The sequence below is a fragment of the Pseudozobellia sp. WGM2 genome (genome assembly GCF_017810075.1).
Taxonomy (GTDB): domain Bacteria; phylum Bacteroidota; class Bacteroidia; order Flavobacteriales; family Flavobacteriaceae; genus JADNYK01.
Window position 1 is genome coordinate 31,994 of record NZ_JADNYK010000008.1, and the last position, 19,846, is coordinate 51,839.

Annotated in this window: 18 protein-coding genes; 17 read left to right on the forward strand and 1 reads right to left on the reverse strand. The window is 39.8% G+C overall.

Annotated features, from left to right (window positions below; genetic code table 11):
- The first annotated feature begins 199 nt into the window (after positions 1-199).
- The 13 genes from IV512_RS16450 (at position 200) to ftsY (ending at position 13,499) form a co-directional block, all read left to right on the forward strand.
- Positions 200-3,346 carry a TonB-dependent receptor gene (locus IV512_RS16450; protein ID WP_209405331.1) on the forward strand — a complete coding sequence of 1,049 codons (3,147 nt, stop codon included), beginning with the start codon at positions 200-202 and terminating at the stop codon, positions 3,344-3,346.
- Between the two features lie 23 nt (positions 3,347-3,369).
- Positions 3,370-4,908, forward strand: a complete 1,539-nt coding sequence (locus tag IV512_RS16455) for a RagB/SusD family nutrient uptake outer membrane protein (protein WP_209405333.1) — start codon at positions 3,370-3,372, stop codon at positions 4,906-4,908.
- Between the two features lie 164 nt (positions 4,909-5,072).
- Positions 5,073-5,693, forward strand: a complete 621-nt coding sequence (recR, locus tag IV512_RS16460; protein WP_209405335.1) for a recombination mediator RecR — start codon at positions 5,073-5,075, stop codon at positions 5,691-5,693.
- Between the two features lie 83 nt (positions 5,694-5,776).
- The gene (locus tag IV512_RS16465; RefSeq protein WP_209405337.1) at positions 5,777-7,135 is read left to right on the forward strand and encodes a dihydrolipoamide acetyltransferase family protein; all 1,359 of its coding nucleotides are present in this window, start codon (positions 5,777-5,779) and stop codon (positions 7,133-7,135) included.
- 249 nt (positions 7,136-7,384) lie between these two features.
- Positions 7,385-8,569, forward strand: coding sequence for a DUF481 domain-containing protein (locus tag IV512_RS16470; protein WP_209405339.1), 1,185 nt, complete (start codon positions 7,385-7,387; stop codon positions 8,567-8,569).
- A gap of 81 nt (positions 8,570-8,650) precedes the next feature.
- Complete coding sequence (locus IV512_RS16475) at positions 8,651-9,427, forward strand: 3'-5' exonuclease (protein ID WP_209405341.1); 777 nt, start codon at positions 8,651-8,653, stop codon at positions 9,425-9,427.
- A 45-nt stretch (positions 9,428-9,472) separates the two neighbouring features.
- The gene (locus IV512_RS16480) at positions 9,473-10,084 is read left to right on the forward strand and encodes a fumarylacetoacetate hydrolase family protein (RefSeq protein ID WP_209405343.1); all 612 of its coding nucleotides are present in this window, start codon (positions 9,473-9,475) and stop codon (positions 10,082-10,084) included.
- Positions 10,084-10,422 (forward strand): Hpt domain-containing protein, encoded by a 339-nt coding sequence (locus IV512_RS16485; protein WP_209405345.1) that lies wholly within the window; start codon positions 10,084-10,086, stop codon positions 10,420-10,422. The genes IV512_RS16480 and IV512_RS16485 overlap by 1 nt, the downstream gene beginning before the upstream one ends.
- A gap of 31 nt (positions 10,423-10,453) precedes the next feature.
- Positions 10,454-11,713 carry a competence/damage-inducible protein A gene (locus IV512_RS16490; RefSeq protein ID WP_209405347.1) on the forward strand — a complete coding sequence of 420 codons (1,260 nt, stop codon included), beginning with the start codon at positions 10,454-10,456 and terminating at the stop codon, positions 11,711-11,713.
- A gap of 67 nt (positions 11,714-11,780) precedes the next feature.
- The gene (gene rpmB, locus IV512_RS16495) at positions 11,781-12,017 is read left to right on the forward strand and encodes a 50S ribosomal protein L28 (RefSeq protein ID WP_100871362.1); all 237 of its coding nucleotides are present in this window, start codon (positions 11,781-11,783) and stop codon (positions 12,015-12,017) included.
- Positions 12,018-12,031: 14 nt separating this feature from the next.
- Positions 12,032-12,214, forward strand: coding sequence for a 50S ribosomal protein L33 (gene rpmG, locus IV512_RS16500; protein ID WP_100871363.1), 183 nt, complete (start codon positions 12,032-12,034; stop codon positions 12,212-12,214).
- A gap of 43 nt (positions 12,215-12,257) precedes the next feature.
- Positions 12,258-12,410: a DUF4295 domain-containing protein gene (locus IV512_RS16505; RefSeq protein ID WP_100871364.1), complete on the forward strand. Its 153-nt coding sequence runs from the start codon at positions 12,258-12,260 to the stop codon at positions 12,408-12,410.
- A 135-nt stretch (positions 12,411-12,545) separates the two neighbouring features.
- Complete coding sequence (gene ftsY, locus IV512_RS16510; RefSeq protein ID WP_209405349.1) at positions 12,546-13,499, forward strand: signal recognition particle-docking protein FtsY; 954 nt, start codon at positions 12,546-12,548, stop codon at positions 13,497-13,499.
- 8 nt (positions 13,500-13,507) lie between these two features.
- On the opposite strand, the gene IV512_RS16515 is transcribed toward ftsY, so the two are convergent.
- Positions 13,508-14,650, reverse strand: coding sequence for a serine hydrolase (locus IV512_RS16515; RefSeq protein WP_245224897.1), 1,143 nt, complete (start codon positions 14,648-14,650; stop codon positions 13,508-13,510).
- 122 nt (positions 14,651-14,772) lie between these two features.
- Between IV512_RS16515 and rimO the strand changes: the two genes are divergently transcribed.
- The 4 genes from rimO to IV512_RS16535 all read left to right on the forward strand — a co-directional run bounded on the left by rimO (position 14,773) and on the right by IV512_RS16535 (position 19,841).
- On the forward strand, positions 14,773-16,074 hold the full coding sequence (rimO, locus tag IV512_RS16520) for a 30S ribosomal protein S12 methylthiotransferase RimO (RefSeq protein ID WP_209405352.1): 1,302 nt from the start codon (positions 14,773-14,775) through the stop codon (positions 16,072-16,074).
- Positions 16,075-16,253: 179 nt separating this feature from the next.
- Entirely contained in the window at positions 16,254-17,402 is a 1,149-nt protein-coding gene (gene dgoD / locus IV512_RS16525; RefSeq protein ID WP_371743312.1) for a galactonate dehydratase, read from the forward strand.
- Between the two features lie 50 nt (positions 17,403-17,452).
- Positions 17,453-18,775 carry a GntP family permease gene (locus tag IV512_RS16530; RefSeq protein WP_209405356.1) on the forward strand — a complete coding sequence of 441 codons (1,323 nt, stop codon included), beginning with the start codon at positions 17,453-17,455 and terminating at the stop codon, positions 18,773-18,775.
- A 67-nt stretch (positions 18,776-18,842) separates the two neighbouring features.
- Positions 18,843-19,841 (forward strand): SMP-30/gluconolactonase/LRE family protein, encoded by a 999-nt coding sequence (locus tag IV512_RS16535; RefSeq protein ID WP_209405358.1) that lies wholly within the window; start codon positions 18,843-18,845, stop codon positions 19,839-19,841.
- Positions 19,842-19,846: the final 5 nt, after the last annotated feature.

The window sequence follows — 19,846 nt, forward strand, 5'->3', positions numbered from 1 at the left end:
ATTTACTAATGAATAATTGAAATCTTAAAAGAAGTACCTGTTAAATTCCAAATTCATAAAAATGCATCCTCCATGTATTTTATCGATTAATCACAACTTTTTAACGATAATTTAACGTGTTGATAGGTATCGTAGCAGAGGAGAAATACTACATTCACATGTTAATTTATGTTAACGTTAACTAAAAAGAAACTAAATTATGAGGGGAACAATCTTAAAAAGCTTTCTGCTTGTCGGGGCATTTTTATGTTATGGCATCAGTATGGCGCAAACAGTAAGTGGAAACGTTTCAGATGAGACCGGCCCGTTAGCCGGTGCGAACGTTTTAGTAAAAGGTACCACTAATGGTACCCAGACCGATTTTGATGGTAACTATACCATATCGAATGTAGGCGGAGACGCTACAATAGTATTCAGTTATATTGGATACAAGTCTTCAGAAATTCAAGTAAACGACAGGTCCGAAATCGATGTAGTTCTTCAGCAAGACGCTTCTGAACTAGAGGAAGTAGTGCTTATTGGTTACGGTAGTCAGAGAAAGTCTGACCTTACCGGTGCAGTAGGGCAGGTCGATGCTGATGAGCTTCAAGAAAGACCGGTACAATCGTTGAACCAATCGCTGGCCGGTAGAATTGCCGGTGTTCAGGTAAATACCAACTCAGGTCGTCCGGGAGGTAAAACCAATGTAAGGATCAGGGGGTTCAGTTCGATTAATTCTTCGAACAATCCACTTTATGTAGTCGATGGGGTGCAATTACCTCAGGGAAACTTAGATCAATATAGTTCTGCAATAGATTTTTTAAATCCGAATGACGTCGTGTCCATTGAGGTATTAAAAGATGCTTCTTCGACGGCAATTTATGGGGCCCGAGGGGCGAATGGGGTTATTTTAGTAACAACAAAGAGAGGTCGTGCCGGCCAAGGTCGAATAAGCTACAGTGTAGAATACAATGTCAAAGAGTTCGGCCCTAATAGAGCTGAAGTTTTAAATTCTGAAGAATATTTAAGGGTAGAACAGCTATCTTGGGAAAATACACAAAAATTCGACCCTGAAGGATGGGCCAATGGCAACTATGCGCAATACGAGCCTAGATTGAAAAGGGCCGACCCCTTAATTGCACCATTATTCGATAGTAATGGTAATGCCCTTTATGACACGAACTGGGCAAAAGAGGTACAGCAACATAGATTGTCTCAAAATCATCAGTTGGGCTTTTCTGGAGGTAATGAGAGAACCACCTACGCACTTTCTATGGGAATCAATGATGAACAGGGATTATTGAAAAACACCTATCTAAAACGTTATTCCGGTAGGTTTTCAATCGATGATCAAATTAAAGAGTGGGTCAAAATCGGCGGTACATTAAGTTATAATTATCAAACGGAAAATTTGGCCGACACAAATGATCAGGTACCACGAAGAATGGTAGAAGATTTTCCGTTTCTACCGGTTCGCTATCCTGCGGGTCACCCTAGGGAAGGTATTTTTGCAGACAACAGAGATTATCCCTTTGCCGAGGGTACATTTAGTTCGGTTCACCGCCTAGATGGCCAACAGTATATTCTAAATACCCAGACCGCATCGGGTAGTGCATATTCCAATATCAGCTTTACCGATGAACTTCAAATGCGATCAGTGGTCGGTGCAAATGTTATTACTCAAGAAAACCCGGAATTTCGTGATGCTACTTTGGCAGGCAACAGTCAGGCTTTTGCGTCTTCAAGTAGCAATAAAGAGATTTTCTGGTCTATTGAAAACTACCTGACCTACGATAAACAAATAAACGAGAACAACTCATTAACGGCTTTGTTAGGTCTATCTTGGCAGCAAACGAACTCTTTTTTCTTTAATGCCGAGGCCAATAATTTTCCTACTGATTACTTTGAATATAATAACCTTGGGGCAGGTTCCAACAATATTCGGGTGGGTTCAAATTCTGAAAGAGAAGCATTGAACTCTTACTTTGGTAGAGTTAATTATAACCTACACGGCAAGTATCTTTTCACCGTTACGGGTAGGGCAGATGGTTCCTCGAAATTTGGAGACAACAATAAGTTTTCTTTCTTTCCTTCTGCGGCGGTTGCTTGGAGAATTTCTGATGAAAACTTTTTGGTTGACAGCGAAACCATATCGAACCTAAAGTTAAGAACGAGTTACGGTTTAACAGGTAATTCTGAAATCGCCCCATACAGTTCCTTGTCATTATTAGGTTCGGATTATCAGACCATTTGGGGAGGTAGTTTAGTTGGAGGCACAGGGTTGAATAGACTGGAAAACCCAGATTTAAAATGGGAGAAAACAGCACAGTACGATGTAGGTCTCGAAGTCGGCCTGTTCAATAACCGTATAGGTATTGAAGCGGATGTATATTATAGAAAGACTACCGATATGCTGTTAGATGCTCCGGTGCCGAATACTTCGGGTTATACTACTATAAAGAGAAATGTAGGCTCTATGGAAAATAAGGGGCTTGAAATTTCGCTAAATACGGTTAATGTAAACTTAGACGATTTTAATTGGACTACAAATTTCAATATTACAATGAATCGTAATAAGGTGCTTTCGCTTGCCACGCCTTCCGATATTTTTGGGGTAGGGGGGCCTGGTATAACCAATCCCACAAACGTAATTCGTATTGGTGAACCTGTCGGTTCATTCTGGGGGCTTACGCGATTGGGCGTGTGGGGTACAGATGAGGCGGAAGAAGCTGCCAGTTTTGTCAGTTATAGAAATGGTTTGACCTTATTGCCTGGAGATATTAAGTATAAAGATTTCAACGGTGATAAAATCATCAATGATGAAGACCGAACAATTATAGGTAATGGCTATCCTACAGCTTCCGGTAGTTTTATTAATAATTTCACTTATAAAGGATTGGATCTAACTGTTGATCTTCAATACTCATGGGGTAACGATGTGATGGATATGAACCTTCACTCCAGTGAAGACCGACAGGCTTTGGCCAACAGTTATAGAACTGTACTTAATGCGTGGACCCCTGATAACCAAAATACTATGATTGCTCAAGTGCGTGATACTCGTGCAGGGTATGTGACCACTGTAGATTCTCATTGGATTAAAGATGGCTCATTTCTAAGAGGTCGAAATCTAATCTTGGGCTATTCTTTTCAACCCCAATTGTTGGAGAGATTGTATTTGAACAAATTAAGAATTTATGCCTCGACACAAAACTTCTTTTTATGGGTAGACGATGAATTGATCGGGGATCCTGAAGTAACGCCTATACGCGGTAATGAAGGTAGTAATGTATTTTCACAAGGTATGAAATGGCACGAGTACCCGAGGTCTACCACGTTTGTATTAGGTCTTCAGGTGGGTATTTAACAAATCAAAAAAGAAAAGATATTATGAAAATAAATATAAAATATTTTACAACGAAAACTATGGGGCTAGTTGCCCTGTTCTTAGGAGCCGTAAGTTGTTCTGATTTTCTAGATGAGCAAGACCCTTCTAATTTACAACCAACAAGTTTTTATACAACAGCTACTCATGCAGAAGCCGCCATAGCCGCTGTATATGCCGATGCGAGATTTATTGGTGATGGGGCCGGTATATTCTCTTCTAACTGGCAATTTTTGATGGCTCCTACAGGAACCACAACAACGGAGACCGCGCAAAACTCTGATTTAAACAACCTGTATTCGCTATCTTTTGACGACAACACCTTGCATATTAGAAATTGGTGGCGCGGTATCTATAAAGTAATCGCGAATGCGAATTTAGTACTGGAGAATGTTCCCGGTATAGATATGGACGATGCCCAGAAGAACCAAGTTTTAGGCGAAGCGAAATTTTTAAGGGCATGGGCCTACTTTTATGCTGTTCGTATTTGGGGTGATGTGCCATTGATAACTGCTCCTCAGAAGAGTGCTGAATCTGAAGACTTTTTCCCTACTAGGGCATCTCAACAAGAAGTTTATACGCTAATCGTATCTGATTTATTGGAAGCAGAGAACGCAGGATTGCCATGGACCAATGATTCTGGCCGTGTATCACAATCGGCAGTTAAAACTTTGTTGTCGAAAGTATATCTAACGATGGCAGGTGCACCGATCAACGAAACGGCACGGTATGCAGATGCAGCTGCCAAGGCGAAAGAAGTTATTGATAACGCCGGTCCACTTCGTTTGTTCGATACCTATAATGAAGTACATCTTGAGACTCTAAATAATATGGGAGAACATATTTTTAGCTTACAGTACAACGATTTAGTCGCGGGCAATCCTATGGGTAATATGTTTCCTAATTTTCAACCGGTAACCTATCGGGGTCCGTCAGGTACAGGTAGTACTATACCCGATATCGATTTTTATAATTCTTTTGAAGATGGCGACCTAAGAAAAGAAAATCAGGAAGGTTGGTTTTATACAAGTTATTTCGAAAATGGTAGTGGAGATTCCATTAACCTGGGCAAACCTTATATTTTCAAGCATTTTAATGTGATTGCCAATGGTAGTCAAGGAGTAGAGGGCACTGCAAAGGATAATTTAAACCTGCCAATTTTTAGATATGCAGAGGTGCTTCTGATTTATGCGGAAGCTGAAAACGCGGTTAATGGACCAGGGCAAGAGGCGTATGATGCCCTTAAGGCTATAAGAGATAGAGCTGAGTTAGACACGCCCGCATTAGGCTCGTTTAACCAACAATCTTTTCAGGAAGCAGTTTGGACGGAAAGATGGCATGAACTCTGTTTTGAAATGAAAGTTTGGTTCGATATGGTACGCCTGAGAAAGGTGTACAATAGTACGACGGGAGGCTTTGATGATTTTATAGGGCATGTTAACCTGAATTCAGATCAGGCGTTACAAGAGAAGCATTTGTTGTTCCCCTTACCGGAACAAGAAATTATCAATAGTCCTAATCTGACACAAAACACGGGTTACTAGACTTTCTTTTAATCACTTCTAAAGAAAGGTTTCTCAATTGATATCAAAAAAGCGGGGCAATGCCCCGCTTTTCTATTTTAAGAACGTTGGTGTAGATAGTAAAATCTCTTCCATGAATATAAGAACACATATAAAATTGTAATTTTGTTTCGAAAATTGACGAAATGGATTTTTCCTCCAAACTTCTTGAAAATGCAGTTTATGAAATGTCGCAGTTGCCCGGTATCGGTAAACGTACGGCATTGCGATTGGTGTTGCATTTGCTAAAACAGCCTCAAGATCAAACTACTAGATTGGTGTCGGCCTTAGAAAATTTGAGAAGTGAGATTAAATTCTGTGAAAATTGCCACAATATATCTGATTTACCCATATGTGAGATTTGTTCAAACCCCCGGCGCGATAAAAGTTTGGTGTGTGTAGTTGAAGATATTCGAGATGTAATGGCTATCGAAAATACGAGTCAGTATAAAGGACTTTACCACGTTTTAGGCGGTAAAATTTCACCGATGGAAGGAGTTGGTCCGCAAGATTTGACTATTTCTTCTTTGGTGGGTAAAGTCAAGCAGGGTGAAGTGAAAGAACTTATTTTTGCATTAAGTTCAACAATGGAGGGCGATACGACCAATTTTTATATCTATAAACAATTGGAAGGGCATGAGGTGAATACATCGACTATAGCAAGAGGTATAGCCGTTGGAGATGAATTAGAATATGCCGATGAGGTTACTTTAGGAAGGAGTATCTTGAACAGGATTCCTTTCGAGAATTCTTTAAAAGCAAATTAACGAATGCGGTAAATGTAATACACTGCTAGTTTTTTTAGTATTTTTGCAGCAAAATTCAAATATTACAAGTATAAAATAGGAATATGTCAAAATTTGAACTGAAATTACCACGCATGGGTGAAAGTGTTGCTGAGGCCACCTTAACAACATGGCTCAAAGAGATCGGTGATACCATTGAATTAGATGAGCCTATTTTTGAAATAGCTACCGATAAAGTCGATTCTGAGGTACCCAGTGAGGTCGAAGGTGTTCTCGTTGAAAAACTGTTCGAGGTTGATGATGTTGTCAAAGTGGGGCAGACCGTTGCTATCATTGAGACTGATGGTACAACTGAAGATGTGAGTGAAGGTGATGAACACAGTAGCGAAAAGTCTTCTGCCGCCGAGGCGACTGCCGCTGTTGCAGAAAGGGTCGAAGTGGCTAAAGAAGTAGTGTCTTCGCCCGTTCGTAAAGAACAAGGTACGAACGGCACAGAAAGATTTTATTCCCCCTTGGTAAAAAATATTGCAAAGCAAGAAGGTATCTCTGTACAGCAATTAGATTCTATACAAGGTACAGGCAAAGAAGGCAGGGTAACCAAAAACGATATTCTGGCCTATGTTGAAAACGGACAGACAGAGACCGCTGTGGCAAAAGCTCCTATTGAGCATACAAAAGAAAAGGAGATTTCTTCTGTTGTTCCTGAAAAGAAAGAGCAGAAAGAATCGAATGTATCCGCTAACTCTAATACCACCAATGGTGAGGTTATTGAAATGACCCGCATGGGCAAGTTGATAGCCAAACACATGTCGGATAGTGTTTCTACCTCGGCGCATGTGCAAAGTTTCATAGAAGTAGATGTTACCAATATCGTCAATTGGCGTAATTCGGTAAAAAGTGATTTTGAGAAGCGTGAAGGTGAAAAGTTGACGTTCACCCCAATCTTTATGGAAGCTGTAGCCAAGGCATTAAAGAAGTATCCCATGATGAATATTTCTGTTCTTGGTGACAAAGTCATAAAAAAGAAAAATATAAACATCGGTATGGCGGCAGCTTTACCAGATGGTAATCTGATAGTTCCCGTGATTAAAAATGCCGACCAGCTCAATCTGGTAGGTATGGCCAAAGTAATTAATGATTTGGCCGACAGGGCGAGAAGTAATAATCTAAAACCCGATGAGGTTCAAGAGGGTACGTATACCGTTACGAACGTAGGAACTTTTGGTAGCGTATTTGGTACGCCTATCATCAATCAACCGCAGGTAGGTATTTTGGCATTGGGTGCCATTAGAAAAATTCCTTCTGTCATAGAAACTAAAGAAGGTGATTTTATAGGTATTCGAAGTAAAATGTATTTATCACATAGTTATGACCATAGGGTGGTGAACGGAGCATTGGGAAGCATGTTCGTAAAAGCGGTTGCCGATTATTTGGAAGCGTGGGATACTGAAAGAGAAGTGTGAAAAATCGCGTTAAATAGAGAATAATATAATTGTAAATTGATTATCAGCTTTTTGGCTATTGAATTTTAGGCGAAAAGCTGATTTTATTTTGATTTTCCCGATTAACAATTTTCTAACAAAATTTTATACCTGTAGAAATTAACTTTGGTGCTTACCGACCAAAAAATGCCAAAAAACCGAACTTACCTATTCAAGGGTTTCCTTGTTAGCTTCGTTAATTGCTCTTTATTTTTAGCAACTTCATTAATCTTGGCCCAAGAAGAAGTCGATAAAAAAGCTCCCATGCGTCTTTTTATCGACTGCAACTGCGATAAGAACTTTCTAAGGCAAGAAATTAAATATGTGGGTCACGTTCGGGATCAAGCTCAAGCTAATATAAAGCTGTTCATATACGATATTACCAATGGTAGCGGTGGTCGAACCTTTGATTTAGAATTTGAAGGAAAGGGTGATTACAAAAATATTTCGAATAGATTATCCTATGACACTACTGCAAACATGACTTCTGATGAGGTCAGAAAAGGGTTGTTGAAAAAGGTACAGTCGGGTCTTCTAGAATATGTTCTCAAGTCAGGTCTGGCAGATGATATCACATATACGGTCAACCAAAGCGGTATGACCGAAGTACAAGAAATTGATTTTACAGATCCTTGGAACAACTGGATTTTTGAAGTCTTTGGCTCCGCTGATCTGGGGAGAGAGTCAAGTAGAAAAGATTTTAAATATAGGTTGGGTTTTGAAAGTGATCATGTGACCGAAAATTGGCGTATAAGAACCGATTTGGGGCTGTTCAAATCAGATAGTGAATATGAAACCGATGGCGTAATCTATACAAGTGAAAGGTTTCGATATTTTGCAGATGGTAGCATCGTGCGAAGTCTTTCCGACCATTGGTCTACAGGTATTTTTACAGGTTTGAGACACGATACCTTTACTAATTTAGATTTTAGGTATTATTTGCAACCTGCAATCGAGTTTAACATCTACCCCTATAAAGAGGTGCTTAGGCGTGAGATAGTTTTCGCTTATAAAATCGGTTATTTTCACAATGATTACATAGAAACTACGATTTTCGACAAATTAGAAGAGGGTGTTTATAACCATTCTTTAGATATGCAAGTGCGTTACCGTCAACAATGGGGCAATTTATATGCGAGAATAATTGGTTCGTCATTTCTTAGTGATTTCAGTAAGAACCGATTACAACTGAACAGTAATGTTAATGTTCGGCTATTAAAGGGTCTTGCCGTTCGCTTTGCAAGTAGATATGAAATTATCAGAGATCAAATTAATCTGCCTGGTGGAGATGCCTCGATCGAAGATGTGCTACTGCAACAAAAGCAGATTGCGACTGCCTATCAACTTGGTTTTAGTGTGGGTTTAAGTTATACTTTCGGTTCGGCGTTCAACAATATTATCAATACCAGATTATAGAGGAACGGTTTACCGATTAAATGGGGTTTCATTTTTCCTATTTAGTGTAAAACCTATCTTTGCAGAAAACTACCTATTGCTATGGAGCTTAATTTATCAAGGCCGATTTGCTTTTTTGATTTGGAAACGACCGGAACCAATGTCGCAAAAGACCGAATCGTAGAAATATCAATTTTGAAAATTTTTCCGAACGGTAATAAAGAAAGTAAAACTTGGTTGGTAAACCCCGAAATGGAAATACCTGCCGAAGTGGTCGCCATTCATGGTATCTCCAATGAAAAAGTGGCCAATGAGCCTACTTTTAAAGAACTTTCAAAAGAAGTTTACCAGATGATCAAAGACTGCGATTTAGGTGGTTTTAATTCCGATCGTTTCGATATTCCGCTACTCGCCGAAGAATTGCTTCGTGCCGAGGTTGATTTTGATATGAAACGAATGGTTTCTATCGACGTACAGACCATATTTCATAAAATGGAGAAAAGAACCTTGGGGGCGGCCTATAAGTTTTACTGTGGAAAAGAGTTGACCGATGCCCATAGTGCCGAAGCGGACACGCAAGCTACTTACGAAGTGTTGTTATCACAATTAGACAGATATCCTGACCTTGAAAATAATGTCAAAAAATTAGCCGAATTTTCAACGCACAGACAATTTGCAGATTTTGCCGGTTTTCTAGGTTACGATAAAGAGGGCAACGAAACATTTGCGTTTGGTAAACACAAGGGTAAAAAGGTTCTTGATGTGCTAGATAAAGAACCGGGCTACTTCGGGTGGATTTTAAATGCCGATTTCCCCCTTTACACCAAAAAAGTGTTGACCCAGATTAAGTTGAGTCAGTTCAGCGGAAAATTGGGTTGATTTTTAAAGGTCTGTATACTACCGTTAATAGTCTAAAAACTTTATATGAAACTAATTTGTATCGGTCGAAATTATACCGAGCACATAGAAGAATTGAATAATGAGCGGCCAGACGAACCTGTGGTTTTTATAAAGCCTGATTCGGCCATATTACCGAACGAACAAGATTTTTATATTCCTGATTTTTCCGATGATGTACATTATGAAGTCGAGCTCCTTGTAAAAATTAATAAGGTGGGTAAACATATCGAAGAAAGGTTTGCGCACAAGTATTATGACGAAGTCGGATTGGGTATAGATTTTACCGCAAGAGATTTGCAGTCTCAGCTAAAGCAAAAGGGGCTTCCATGGGAAAAAGCAAAAGGTTTTGATGGTTCTGCGGTGATAGGAAAGTGGTTGTCGAAGAATAATTTAGATAGTATTGACGATATAAATTTTTCTCTTTTTAAGAACGGCGATGAGGTTCAGAAGGGGAGTACCAAGCTCATGTTATGGAAGATAGATGAGTTAATTGCCTATGTTTCTAAATTTTTCACACTTAAAAAAGGGGATGTCATATTTACAGGAACACCTGCCGGTGTTGGAAGAATACAGGCAAATGACTATCTTTCGGGTATGATGGAAGGGCATGAACTCTTTCATATAAATGTAAAATAATGATTTACAATCTTGATAAAATCAATGAAATGGCGGAAGGGGATGAAGATTTCATCAATTCTGTAATTTCTGTTTTTCTTGAAGAGGTACCCCAGGATCTTGAAGAATTAGAAAGTGCCTTAGAACAGCATAACCACGACAGGGTTTATAAATTGGCGCACAAGATAAAGCCCAATGTTGATTTGTTGGGCATGGAGCAAACTCGGGCCATTGCGCTACAAATGGAAACCTTGGGTAAGAACAAGGCTAGTATGTCAGATATTAAGCAGGTTTTTCCGTTGTTGAAGAAAGACATTCATCAAGTCGTAGTCGAACTTCAAAATGATTTTAATCTCTAATTTACTTATTAGTTGTTCTAAAGATTTTTGAATGAACACATTTCTAGCTGAGATTATCACTGTCGGTGATGAGATTCTTATCGGTCAGATAGTTGATACCAATTCGGCATTTATTGCCAAAGAATTAAACAAAATCGGTATCTCGGTATACCAAATAACGTCTGTTCAAGATGATAGACAACATATGTTGCAGGCCTTCGATGAAGCGCGCCAGCGTGCTCAGTTGGTTATCGTAACAGGTGGTTTAGGGCCTACTAAAGATGATATTACCAAAACAACATTCTGCGAGTTCTTTAATGATGAGCTCATTCAAAATGATGAGGTCTTAGAAAATGTAGAGCAGTTGTTCAAAAAGCATATTAGCAATACCCCAATTTCTGATATCAACCGCAAGCAAGCACTAGTTCCCTCAAAAGCTCACGTTCTTCAGAACTTATACGGCACAGCTCCGGGAATGTGGATGCAACAAGACGGGGTAGTCTTTGTTTCTCTGCCGGGGGTTCCGTTCGAGATGAAGAATTTGATGACCGATAAGGTATTGCCAAAGATTGTCGCAGAATTTAAACGGCCGTATATTCTTCATAAAACCTTGGTGACCTATGGTATGGGAGAGAGCTCCATAGCCGGTCGATTAGAGGCTTGGGAAGACAATCTTCCACCCTATATAAAATTGGCTTACTTGCCGAGTCTTGGTAAGGTGAGGTTGCGATTATCGGCCAAGGGACCAGATCGTGAACAACTCGAAGATGCAGTTGAAAGGGAATCTCTTAAATTGCATGAACTTATAAAAGATATCTTGTACGGTATCGAAGATGAAGAAACCTTAGAGCAGGTAGTGGCCAAATTGTTGACGCAGAGAAATATGACCTTGGCAACCGCTGAAAGCTGTACCGGAGGTAGAATAGCGGAACAAATAACTGCATTGCCAGGTGCATCTGCCTATTATAAGGGAACGGTAGTAAGCTATTCTACGGAGGTTAAAATCGATGTTCTTAAGGTTCAAAGAGATGCAATCAACGAACATTCTGTGGTTAGTGCTGAGATTGCCGTTCAAATGGCCGAAAGCGTGAAGCATTTGATGCAGTCCCATTTTGCGATTGCCACAACGGGCAATGCAGGCCCTTCGAAAGGCGATTCCGATGCTGATATAGGAACGGTCTACATAGCAATAGCCACTCCAAAAGACATAGTGGTCGAAAAATTCAGCATGGGAAACCATCGGGAAAGAATCGTGCAAAAGACCGTACACAAGGCCTTGGAGATGTTGCAAAAAGAAATTTTAAAATTCTGAAATATTCTTTTGTCTGTCCCATAAAAATGATATAAATTTGCACCCTGTTTAAAGAAAAATCAGCGCAATGTCAAAAGTTTGTGAAATTACGGGTAAGAGAGCGATGTTCGGAAACAACGTTTCGTTTTCCATCAACAAGACCAAAAGAAGGTTCAACGTTAATTTATCTAAGAAGCGTTTTTATATTCCTGAAGAAGATCGTTGGGTGACGCTTAAGGTTTCTGCAAAGGCGTTGAAAATAATCAACAAAAGAGGGGTTTCTGCAGTTTTGAAAGAAGCTAGAGCGCAGGGATTGGTAAAATAAGCTAGACTACTACAATGGCAAAGAAAGGAAATAGAATTCAGGTTATTTTAGAGTGCACAGAGCACAAAGATTCTGGTAAACCAGGTACTTCAAGGTACATAACTACCAAGAACAAAAAGAATACTCCTGAAAGAATGGAGATTAAAAAATTCAACCCCATTCTTAAGAGAATGACGGTTCATAAAGAAATTAAGTAAGAACGCTTCTGCGATACGTAGAACGCTATAAAATAAATTAGTCATGGCAAAGAAGACGGTAGCAAGTTTACAGACAAGTTCAAAAAGACTGACAAAAGCCATTAAAATGGTGAAATCGCCAAAAAGTGGTGCTTATACTTTCGTAGAGTCTGTTATGGCTCCAGAAGCTGTAAGTGAATGGTTAGCTAAAAAATAACTTTTGCTAAGAAATTCAAAGCCTCTTTCGAAAGAAAGGGGCTTTTTTTTGCTTTATATTGTAAAAACAGGAGGGGCAAGTACTTATGAACTTGACGCTGACTTTCTTATATTTACACCTACCAATTAAAGAACGATGAGCTTATTCAAAAATATATTCTCTTCCAAAAAAAAGGAAACTTTAGATAAAGGGCTTGAAAAATCAAAAACTTCATTCTTTTCTAAATTAGGTAAGGCCGTTGCCGGTAAGTCTAAGGTCGATGACGATGTTCTTGATAATTTAGAAGAGGTTCTTGTAAGTTCAGATGTTGGCGTTAATACTACGCTGAAAATTATTGAAAGAATAGAAGCTCGGGTTGCCAAAGATAAATATTTGGGTACCGAAGAGCTGAATGTAATTCTTCGTGAAGAAATAGCAGGTCTCTTGTCTGAAACCAATGTGGGCGAAGAAACAGATTATACCGTTCCCATAGATAAGAAACCCTATGTGATTATGGTAGTTGGGGTAAATGGTGTGGGTAAGACTACTACGATAGGCAAGTTGGCGCATCAATATAAAAAACAAGGTCTCAAAGTAGTTTTAGGTGCTGCAGATACTTTTCGGGCCGCTGCAATAGATCAATTGCAGGTATGGGCCGACAGGGTAGATGTACCGATCGTCAAACAGAAAATGGGAAGTGATCCGGCATCCGTGGCTTTTGATACTTTAAGTTCAGCCGTGAATCAAGATGCAGATGTCGTTATTATAGATACCGCAGGCCGTTTGCATAATAAAGTTAATTTAATGAACGAATTAACGAAAGTGAAGCGGGTAATGCAGAAAGTGGTTGAGAATACGCCACATGATGTTTTGTTGGTCTTGGATGGTTCTACCGGGCAAAATGCATTTGAACAGGCAAAGCAGTTTACCAAGGCTACCGAGGTTACATCTTTGGCCGTTACAAAATTAGACGGTACGGCAAAAGGGGGAGTGGTAATCGGTATCTCGGACCAATTTCAAATACCTGTAAAATTTATTGGGGTTGGTGAAGGTATTGAAGACTTACAGGTCTTCAACAAGCACGAGTTTGTCGATTCATTTTTTGGATAACTCTAGATTCAGTCTTTATCGGTTATAGAACTGATTCGTTCCCATAATGTTTCATCAAAACTAGAAGGCCCTAATTGGCTTGCTCCCGTATCGTCTCCAAATCGTACTACAACCAATTTTTGACTGGGAACCACATATAGTTTTTGGTCAAAAGCGCCTAAGCCTGCTATTAAATCGTCAGGAGCGTTATTTATTAGTTTTCCGTTAAATTCTAATTCAGAGCTAGGTGCGCGGTAGGTATCTTTTCCGTTAAGCCACCAAAGATATCCGTAAGCAGGGTTCAATTCTTGAGAGGTATTTGTCATATTTGTGAAATACTCAGTATCCTCTAGAATCGGTGTTCCGTTCCAGTTGCCTTGGTTCAGAGCAAGTAATCCGTATCTGGCCATACTTCTAATATCACTGAAAAATAAGTTGTTGTAGCCAACTTTTACCCATTGGCCTGTCATTCCTATTTTACTTCCGATACGGTCTTTAAAGTAATCTTTAAAATTTATATTAGTAGCATTGCTCAAAACTTGGTCGAGCAAGGTATAAGGGGCATTATGATAGTACCAAGTTGTGCCGGGTTCGTTGAGGTAGGTGAGGCATTCGGGATCGTAGCAAAATATTTCATCGGTATAATCGAGCCCGCTGGTCATGGTCAATTGGTTTCTAACGGTTATATTTTGTTCTTGTTCGATAGTCATCGATGACCACCCTTCGCCTAAGAAATCAGATGTTGGATCTTCGATATTTAAAAAGCCTTCTTCTTGCGCTATCCCTACCATCATCGCGGTCAAGGTCTTGGCGGCAGAGTTCCAGGTGTGGTTCGAATCTTTATTGAACTCTCCAAAATACCATTCTACGGCAATTTTTCCGTTCTTTAAGATTATAAAAGCATCTGTGCCGTTACCTTCCAATAAATCATAGAGTGGCTGTTCTTCCATTTCGTTCCAATCAAGAGTTTCAAAAGTTATCTCCTCCCAGATATCAGCATCGGTAGGTGGAAAATATAGACCTTCCTCCGTTGGTTCTGGTTCTTCCGTAGGTTGAGGGTTTTCCATATCTTCAGGAACAATAACTTCTTCACTATCACTATTTGCATCCGAAGAACAAGAAACTGTAAACGAAAAGAGAAGACTTATTAAAAAATAAATAGAATTCTTCATAAGGTGATGTATTTCCATTTTGGTTGGTTATACATAAGGTTTAACGTTAAAAAGCAAGAAATCGTCTTAAATGTGCCTTGATACTATATTCAAGTCGTATTTTTGCATCCCAATAAAATAAAATGCGCACTAAATCCCTTAAAACAAACCGAATCAACGTGGTAACCCTAGGTTGCTCGAAGAATCTATACGACTCAGAAGTGCTCATGGGGCAGTTGCGAGCCAATGATAAGGATGTTGTTCACGAGGAAGATGGTAATGTAGTGGTTATCAACACTTGCGGATTTATTGCCAATGCTAAAGAAGAAAGCGTTAATACCATTTTGGAATATGTTCAAAAGAAGGAAGCTGGTGAAGTAGATAAGGTGTTTGTAACTGGTTGTTTAAGTGAGCGTTATAAGCCGGACTTGCAGGCAGAGATTCCGAATGTTGATGAATATTTCGGTACGAGCGAACTGCCAAATCTATTGAAAGCACTTGGTGCCGATTACAAGCACGAATTGATTGGTGAGCGATTGACCACGACGCCGAAAAACTACGCTTATCTTAAAATAGCCGAAGGTTGTGACCGGCCTTGTTCTTTTTGTGCGATTCCGTTAATGAGAGGTAAGCACAAAAGTAAGCCCATAGAAGAATTGGTCACCGAAGCTGAAAAATTGGCCACAAAGGGTGTAAAAGAACTGATTTTAATAGCGCAAGATCTCACGTATTACGGATTAGACCTTTATAAGAAGAGAAATTTGGCCGAATTATTGGAGAACCTGGTCAAAGTTGAAGGTATAGAGTGGATTAGATTACATTATGCTTTTCCTACCGGTTTTCCTGTCGATGTGCTCGATGTGATGAATAAAGAACCCAAGGTCTGCAATTACATTGATATACCTCTGCAACATATTTCCGATAGGATCTTAAAAAGTATGCGAAGAGGTACTACCCAAGAAAAAACGACCAAGTTATTACGTGAGTTTAGGGCGACTGTACCTGAAATGACCATTAGAACCACTTTGATTGTTGGTTATCCTGGGGAAACCGAAGAAGATTTTCAGACTTTAAAGCAATGGGTATCCGATATGCGCTTCGAACGCCTCGGCTGTTTCACCTATAGCCATGAAGAAAATACGCATGCCTTTAATTTAGAGGATGACGTTCCTGAGGAAGTAAAACAGGAGCGAGCCAATGAAATAATGGAAATTCAATCACAAATCTCTTGGGAACTTAACCAAGAAAAGATGGGTAAGACCTTTCGATGTATGATCGATAGAAAAGAAGGAAATTATTTTGTCGGTCGTACTGAGTTCGACTCGCCCGATGTCGATAATGAGGTATTGATAGACGCTACCAAATATTATTTGAAACAAGGTGATTTTGCCAATATTCGAATTTATGAGGCTGCCGATTTTGACCTTTACGGAGAACCGGTCTAAACGAATCTATCTTCGTTCTTGCTATTCGGGTTGAAGTTGAAACCTAATAGGACCCCACAAATGGTTGTCATTCTTATGCTTCAAAATTATTCATTACTTTAGGGGGAATCAACTTATGCTTTTCTACTAAGGTTTTTTCTTTGGCAGAAGGGCCAAACTACTTCCTTTAGATGAATGACCTGAGAATTGAAAATATTGAACTTTTCAAGGTGCCGCCTAGATGGCTATTTCTAAAAATTACTACTAAAAACGGACTGATCGGTTGGGGTGAACCAGTCATTGAAGGCAAAGCCTCTACTGTCGAAGCTTGCGTTAATGAACTTTCAAAGTTTATTATCGGTCGTTCCGCAAACGATATCGAAGACATTTGGCAAACACTTTATGCCGGAGGTTTTTATAGGGGCGGTCCTATTTTGATGAGCGCACTTTCCGGTATAGACCAAGCGTTGTGGGATATTAAAGGGAAACACTTGAATGTTCCGGTTTATGAACTATTGGGCGGTGCCGTTAGAAAGAAGATGAAAATGTACTGCTGGATCGGGGGTGATCACCCTGAGGTCGTTCTTGAACAAGCCAGGGAGAAAGTGTCTCAGGGATTCAAAGCCGTAAAAATGAACGCTACAGGTGCATTTACATGGATCGATTCCCTCGATAAAATAAAAACCGTTTCCAATAATATCAGATTACTACGCGAAGAATTTGGTGATAGCCTCGATATTGGTCTAGATTTTCACGGTCGTATTCATAAGGGTATGGTCAAAAGACTGATTGATGAACTGGCTCCCTATTATCCTATGTTTATCGAAGAACCTGTTCTGAGCAACAATAACGAGGCGCTAGATCATATTTATCCCTATACCTCGATTCCTATTGCTACGGGAGAGCGCATGTTTTCCCGTTGGGATTTCAAACAACTGTTACACCGTGGAACTGTCGATATTATTCAACCCGATTTGAGTCATGCCGGCGGTATTTCTGAGGTACGAAGAATTGCCTCGATGGCAGAAGCTTACGATGTGGCCCTGGCACCGCACTGCCCTTTGGGCCCTGTAGCTTTGGCTTCTTGCCTTCATGTAGATTTTACTTCAATCAATGCATTTATTCAAGAAAGTAGTTTAGGTATTCATTACAACCAAGGTTTTGACTTGTTGCATTATATGGATAATCCGGAAGTATTTGAACTCACTGATGGATATATAAACTTACTTGACAAACCTGGATTGGGAGTTGAAATTAATGAAGAGAAATTGAGGGAAGGTCAAAAAATCGGTCATGACTGGAACAATCCGATATGGAGGAATGAAGACGGTAGCTTTGCAGAGTGGTAAACCACCCGTTTCATTGATAGTATTTTTTTAAAAATAATTCAACTGAAGATATGATTTATGTAATTGCCCTTGTATTGGCCCTGACCTTTATAGTTGTTGGTATCGTTCGCTGGAAAATTCATCCATTTTTTGTTCTGCTTTTGGCAGCCGTTGCATACGGCTTTATTACAGGTATGAAGGTAGAGCAGATTATATCTTCTATTAATGACGGTTTCGGAAGTATCATGGGAAAAATCGGGCTTATCATTTTTTTCGGTGTGGCTATTGGTACCATCTTGGAAAAATCTGGAGGTGCGATGGTTATTGCGAGTCGCATGATAAAACTGATAGGGGAGAAGTCTATTCATTTAGCAATGATGTTAACCGGTTATTTGCTATCTATTCCCGTATTTGCCGATAGTGCGTTTATCATCATGAATTCATTAAATAAAGCGCTCTCCGATAAAGCTAAAGTGTCTTATGCGGGTACAACTGCTGCCTTGGCCTTGGGCCTAACGGCCACGCACGTTATGGTGCCACCAACTCCGGGGCCTATTGCCGCCGCCGGTATTTTAAATGCCGATTTGGGCAGTGTTATTCTATGGGGCCTTATCATTAGCTCGCTCTCGCTTATCAGTTGTTATTTCTTTGCAACAAAAATTGCTGCTAGAGTTAATGTTCCCATTCAAATGGCAACTTCTTCAGACGCCTTGCATAAACCCAAACTACGTTTGTCCCTTTTATGTATTGCTGTACCTATCGTGTTAATTGTTTTGAAATCGGTTTTTGATTACCCTGAGCTACAATTGACGGGTTCGTCCGTTTATCCGGTAATAGCTTTTATTGGCAGCCCTGTAATCGCTCTTTTAATAGGTGTAATCCTGTCTTTATTATTACCTGAAAAATTAGATGAAAAAGTATACTCGGCAACCGGCTGGTTGGGCGATGCTGTTCGAATAGCAGCGCCCATTATATTGATTACTGGCGCTGGGGGAATTTTTGGAGCCATGCTTCAGAATTCAGGAATTGCCGACTTGATAACCGATAGTTTTTCGGGCATGTCAATAGGCCTCTTTTTTCCGTTTTTGTTGGCGGCATGCCTAAAGACTACTCAAGGTTCTTCCACTGTGGCCTTGATTACAACTGCATCCATAGTTGCTCCCATGATGCCTGCCTTGGGTTTAGAGGATGCTTTTATGAAAACAATGACAGTTTTGGCAATAGGGGCGGGTTCTACGGTAGTTTCACATGCAAATGATAGCTTTTTTTGGGTATTGACTCAACTTACGGGCATGGATGTCAAACAGGGCAACCAGGTACAGACAGTCGGTACCTTAGTTCTTGGTACTACCGCGATTTCTTTAATATATATTGTTTCAAAAATTATGATGTGAATTAATCAAAGTTCGCATCAATGCTATTTATAGTTAATTGAAATGTCAATCTTCTAAAATCATAAATATGAAAAAGTTAGGTGTGTTAATGGTTTTTTCGGTTTTTAATTTAGGGTTGTTTTCCCAAGAAATGAAACAGAACTCTAGAATAGAGATTCTAGATGAAGAAGCATTACAATTGATTGACAAAGATGCCGATATTGTAATAGTTGCCGATGGTTTTAAATGGACGGAGGGACCCTTATATGTTGAAGATGGTGATTACCTTTTGTTTTCCGATATTCCGAACAATACGGTTTTTAAGCTTGATTCTGAAGGTCAACTATCGGAGTATCTTAAACCTTCTGGATATTCAGGAAATGATGAATACGGTGACGAACCCGGCTCGAATGGTTTGCTGTTAAGTTCGAATGGCGAGCTTATACTAATGCAACATGGCAACAGACAAGTGGCTAGAATGAAGGGGGCGTTGACCTCACCTAAAGCAGAATACGAGACTCTTATGGATAAATATCAAGGGAAACGGTTGAATAGCCCCAATGATGGTGTTTTCGATGCTGAGGGTAATCTCTATTTTACCGATCCACCATACGGTCTTCCCAAGAAAATGGAAGACCCGAACAAAGAGTTGGATTTTCAAGGTTTATATTGCTTAAAGAAGAATGGAGAGATTATTCTTGTTGATAAACTTTCCCGGCCCAATGGGGTGGCACTTTCTAACGATGGGTCAAAACTCTACGTGGCGGTGTCCAATCCAGACCATGCGGTTTGGTACGAATATGATGTTCTTGAAGCAGGGAAAGCCGTTAACAAGCGAATTTTTTATAATGTAACCGAACTTATCGGAAAGCAGGGAGAACAAGGGCTACCCGATGGAATGAAAGTGCATAGCAAAGATTTTATTTTTGCTACAGGCCCCGGCGGAGTTTGGATTTTTAATTTGGAAGGAAAGGCGTTAGCACGAATTCACACAGGGGAAAAAACTGCAAACTGCACTTTTGATTCAAATGAGAAGTGGCTGTTTATGACTGCTGATGATTTTATTTTAAAGGTAGGCCTGAAGTAAACCTT

Excerpts from the sequence above, each read along its gene's own strand:
- IV512_RS16450 (WP_209405331.1), top strand. The coding sequence starts at position 200 with ATGAGGGGAACAATCTTAAAAAGCTTTCTGCTTGTCGGGGCATTTTTA.
- IV512_RS16455 (WP_209405333.1), top strand. The coding sequence starts at position 3,370 with ATGAAAATAAATATAAAATATTTTACAACGAAAACTATGGGGCTAGTT.
- recR (WP_209405335.1), top strand. The coding sequence starts at position 5,073 with ATGGATTTTTCCTCCAAACTTCTTGAAAATGCAGTTTATGAAATGTCG.
- IV512_RS16465 (WP_209405337.1), top strand. The coding sequence starts at position 5,777 with ATGTCAAAATTTGAACTGAAATTACCACGCATGGGTGAAAGTGTTGCT.
- IV512_RS16475 (WP_209405341.1), top strand. The coding sequence starts at position 8,651 with ATGGAGCTTAATTTATCAAGGCCGATTTGCTTTTTTGATTTGGAAACG.
- IV512_RS16480 (WP_209405343.1), top strand. The coding sequence starts at position 9,473 with ATGAAACTAATTTGTATCGGTCGAAATTATACCGAGCACATAGAAGAA.
- IV512_RS16485 (WP_209405345.1), top strand. The coding sequence starts at position 10,084 with ATGATTTACAATCTTGATAAAATCAATGAAATGGCGGAAGGGGATGAA.
- IV512_RS16490 (WP_209405347.1), top strand. The coding sequence starts at position 10,454 with ATGAACACATTTCTAGCTGAGATTATCACTGTCGGTGATGAGATTCTT.
- rpmB (WP_100871362.1), top strand. The coding sequence starts at position 11,781 with ATGTCAAAAGTTTGTGAAATTACGGGTAAGAGAGCGATGTTCGGAAAC.
- rpmG (WP_100871363.1), top strand. The coding sequence starts at position 12,032 with ATGGCAAAGAAAGGAAATAGAATTCAGGTTATTTTAGAGTGCACAGAG.
- IV512_RS16505 (WP_100871364.1), top strand. The coding sequence starts at position 12,258 with ATGGCAAAGAAGACGGTAGCAAGTTTACAGACAAGTTCAAAAAGACTG.
- ftsY (WP_209405349.1), top strand. The coding sequence starts at position 12,546 with ATGAGCTTATTCAAAAATATATTCTCTTCCAAAAAAAAGGAAACTTTA.
- IV512_RS16515 (WP_245224897.1), bottom strand. The coding sequence starts at position 14,650 with ATGAAGAATTCTATTTATTTTTTAATAAGTCTTCTCTTTTCGTTTACA.
- rimO (WP_209405352.1), top strand. The coding sequence starts at position 14,773 with ATGCGCACTAAATCCCTTAAAACAAACCGAATCAACGTGGTAACCCTA.
- IV512_RS16530 (WP_209405356.1), top strand. The coding sequence starts at position 17,453 with ATGATTTATGTAATTGCCCTTGTATTGGCCCTGACCTTTATAGTTGTT.
- IV512_RS16535 (WP_209405358.1), top strand. The coding sequence starts at position 18,843 with ATGAAAAAGTTAGGTGTGTTAATGGTTTTTTCGGTTTTTAATTTAGGG.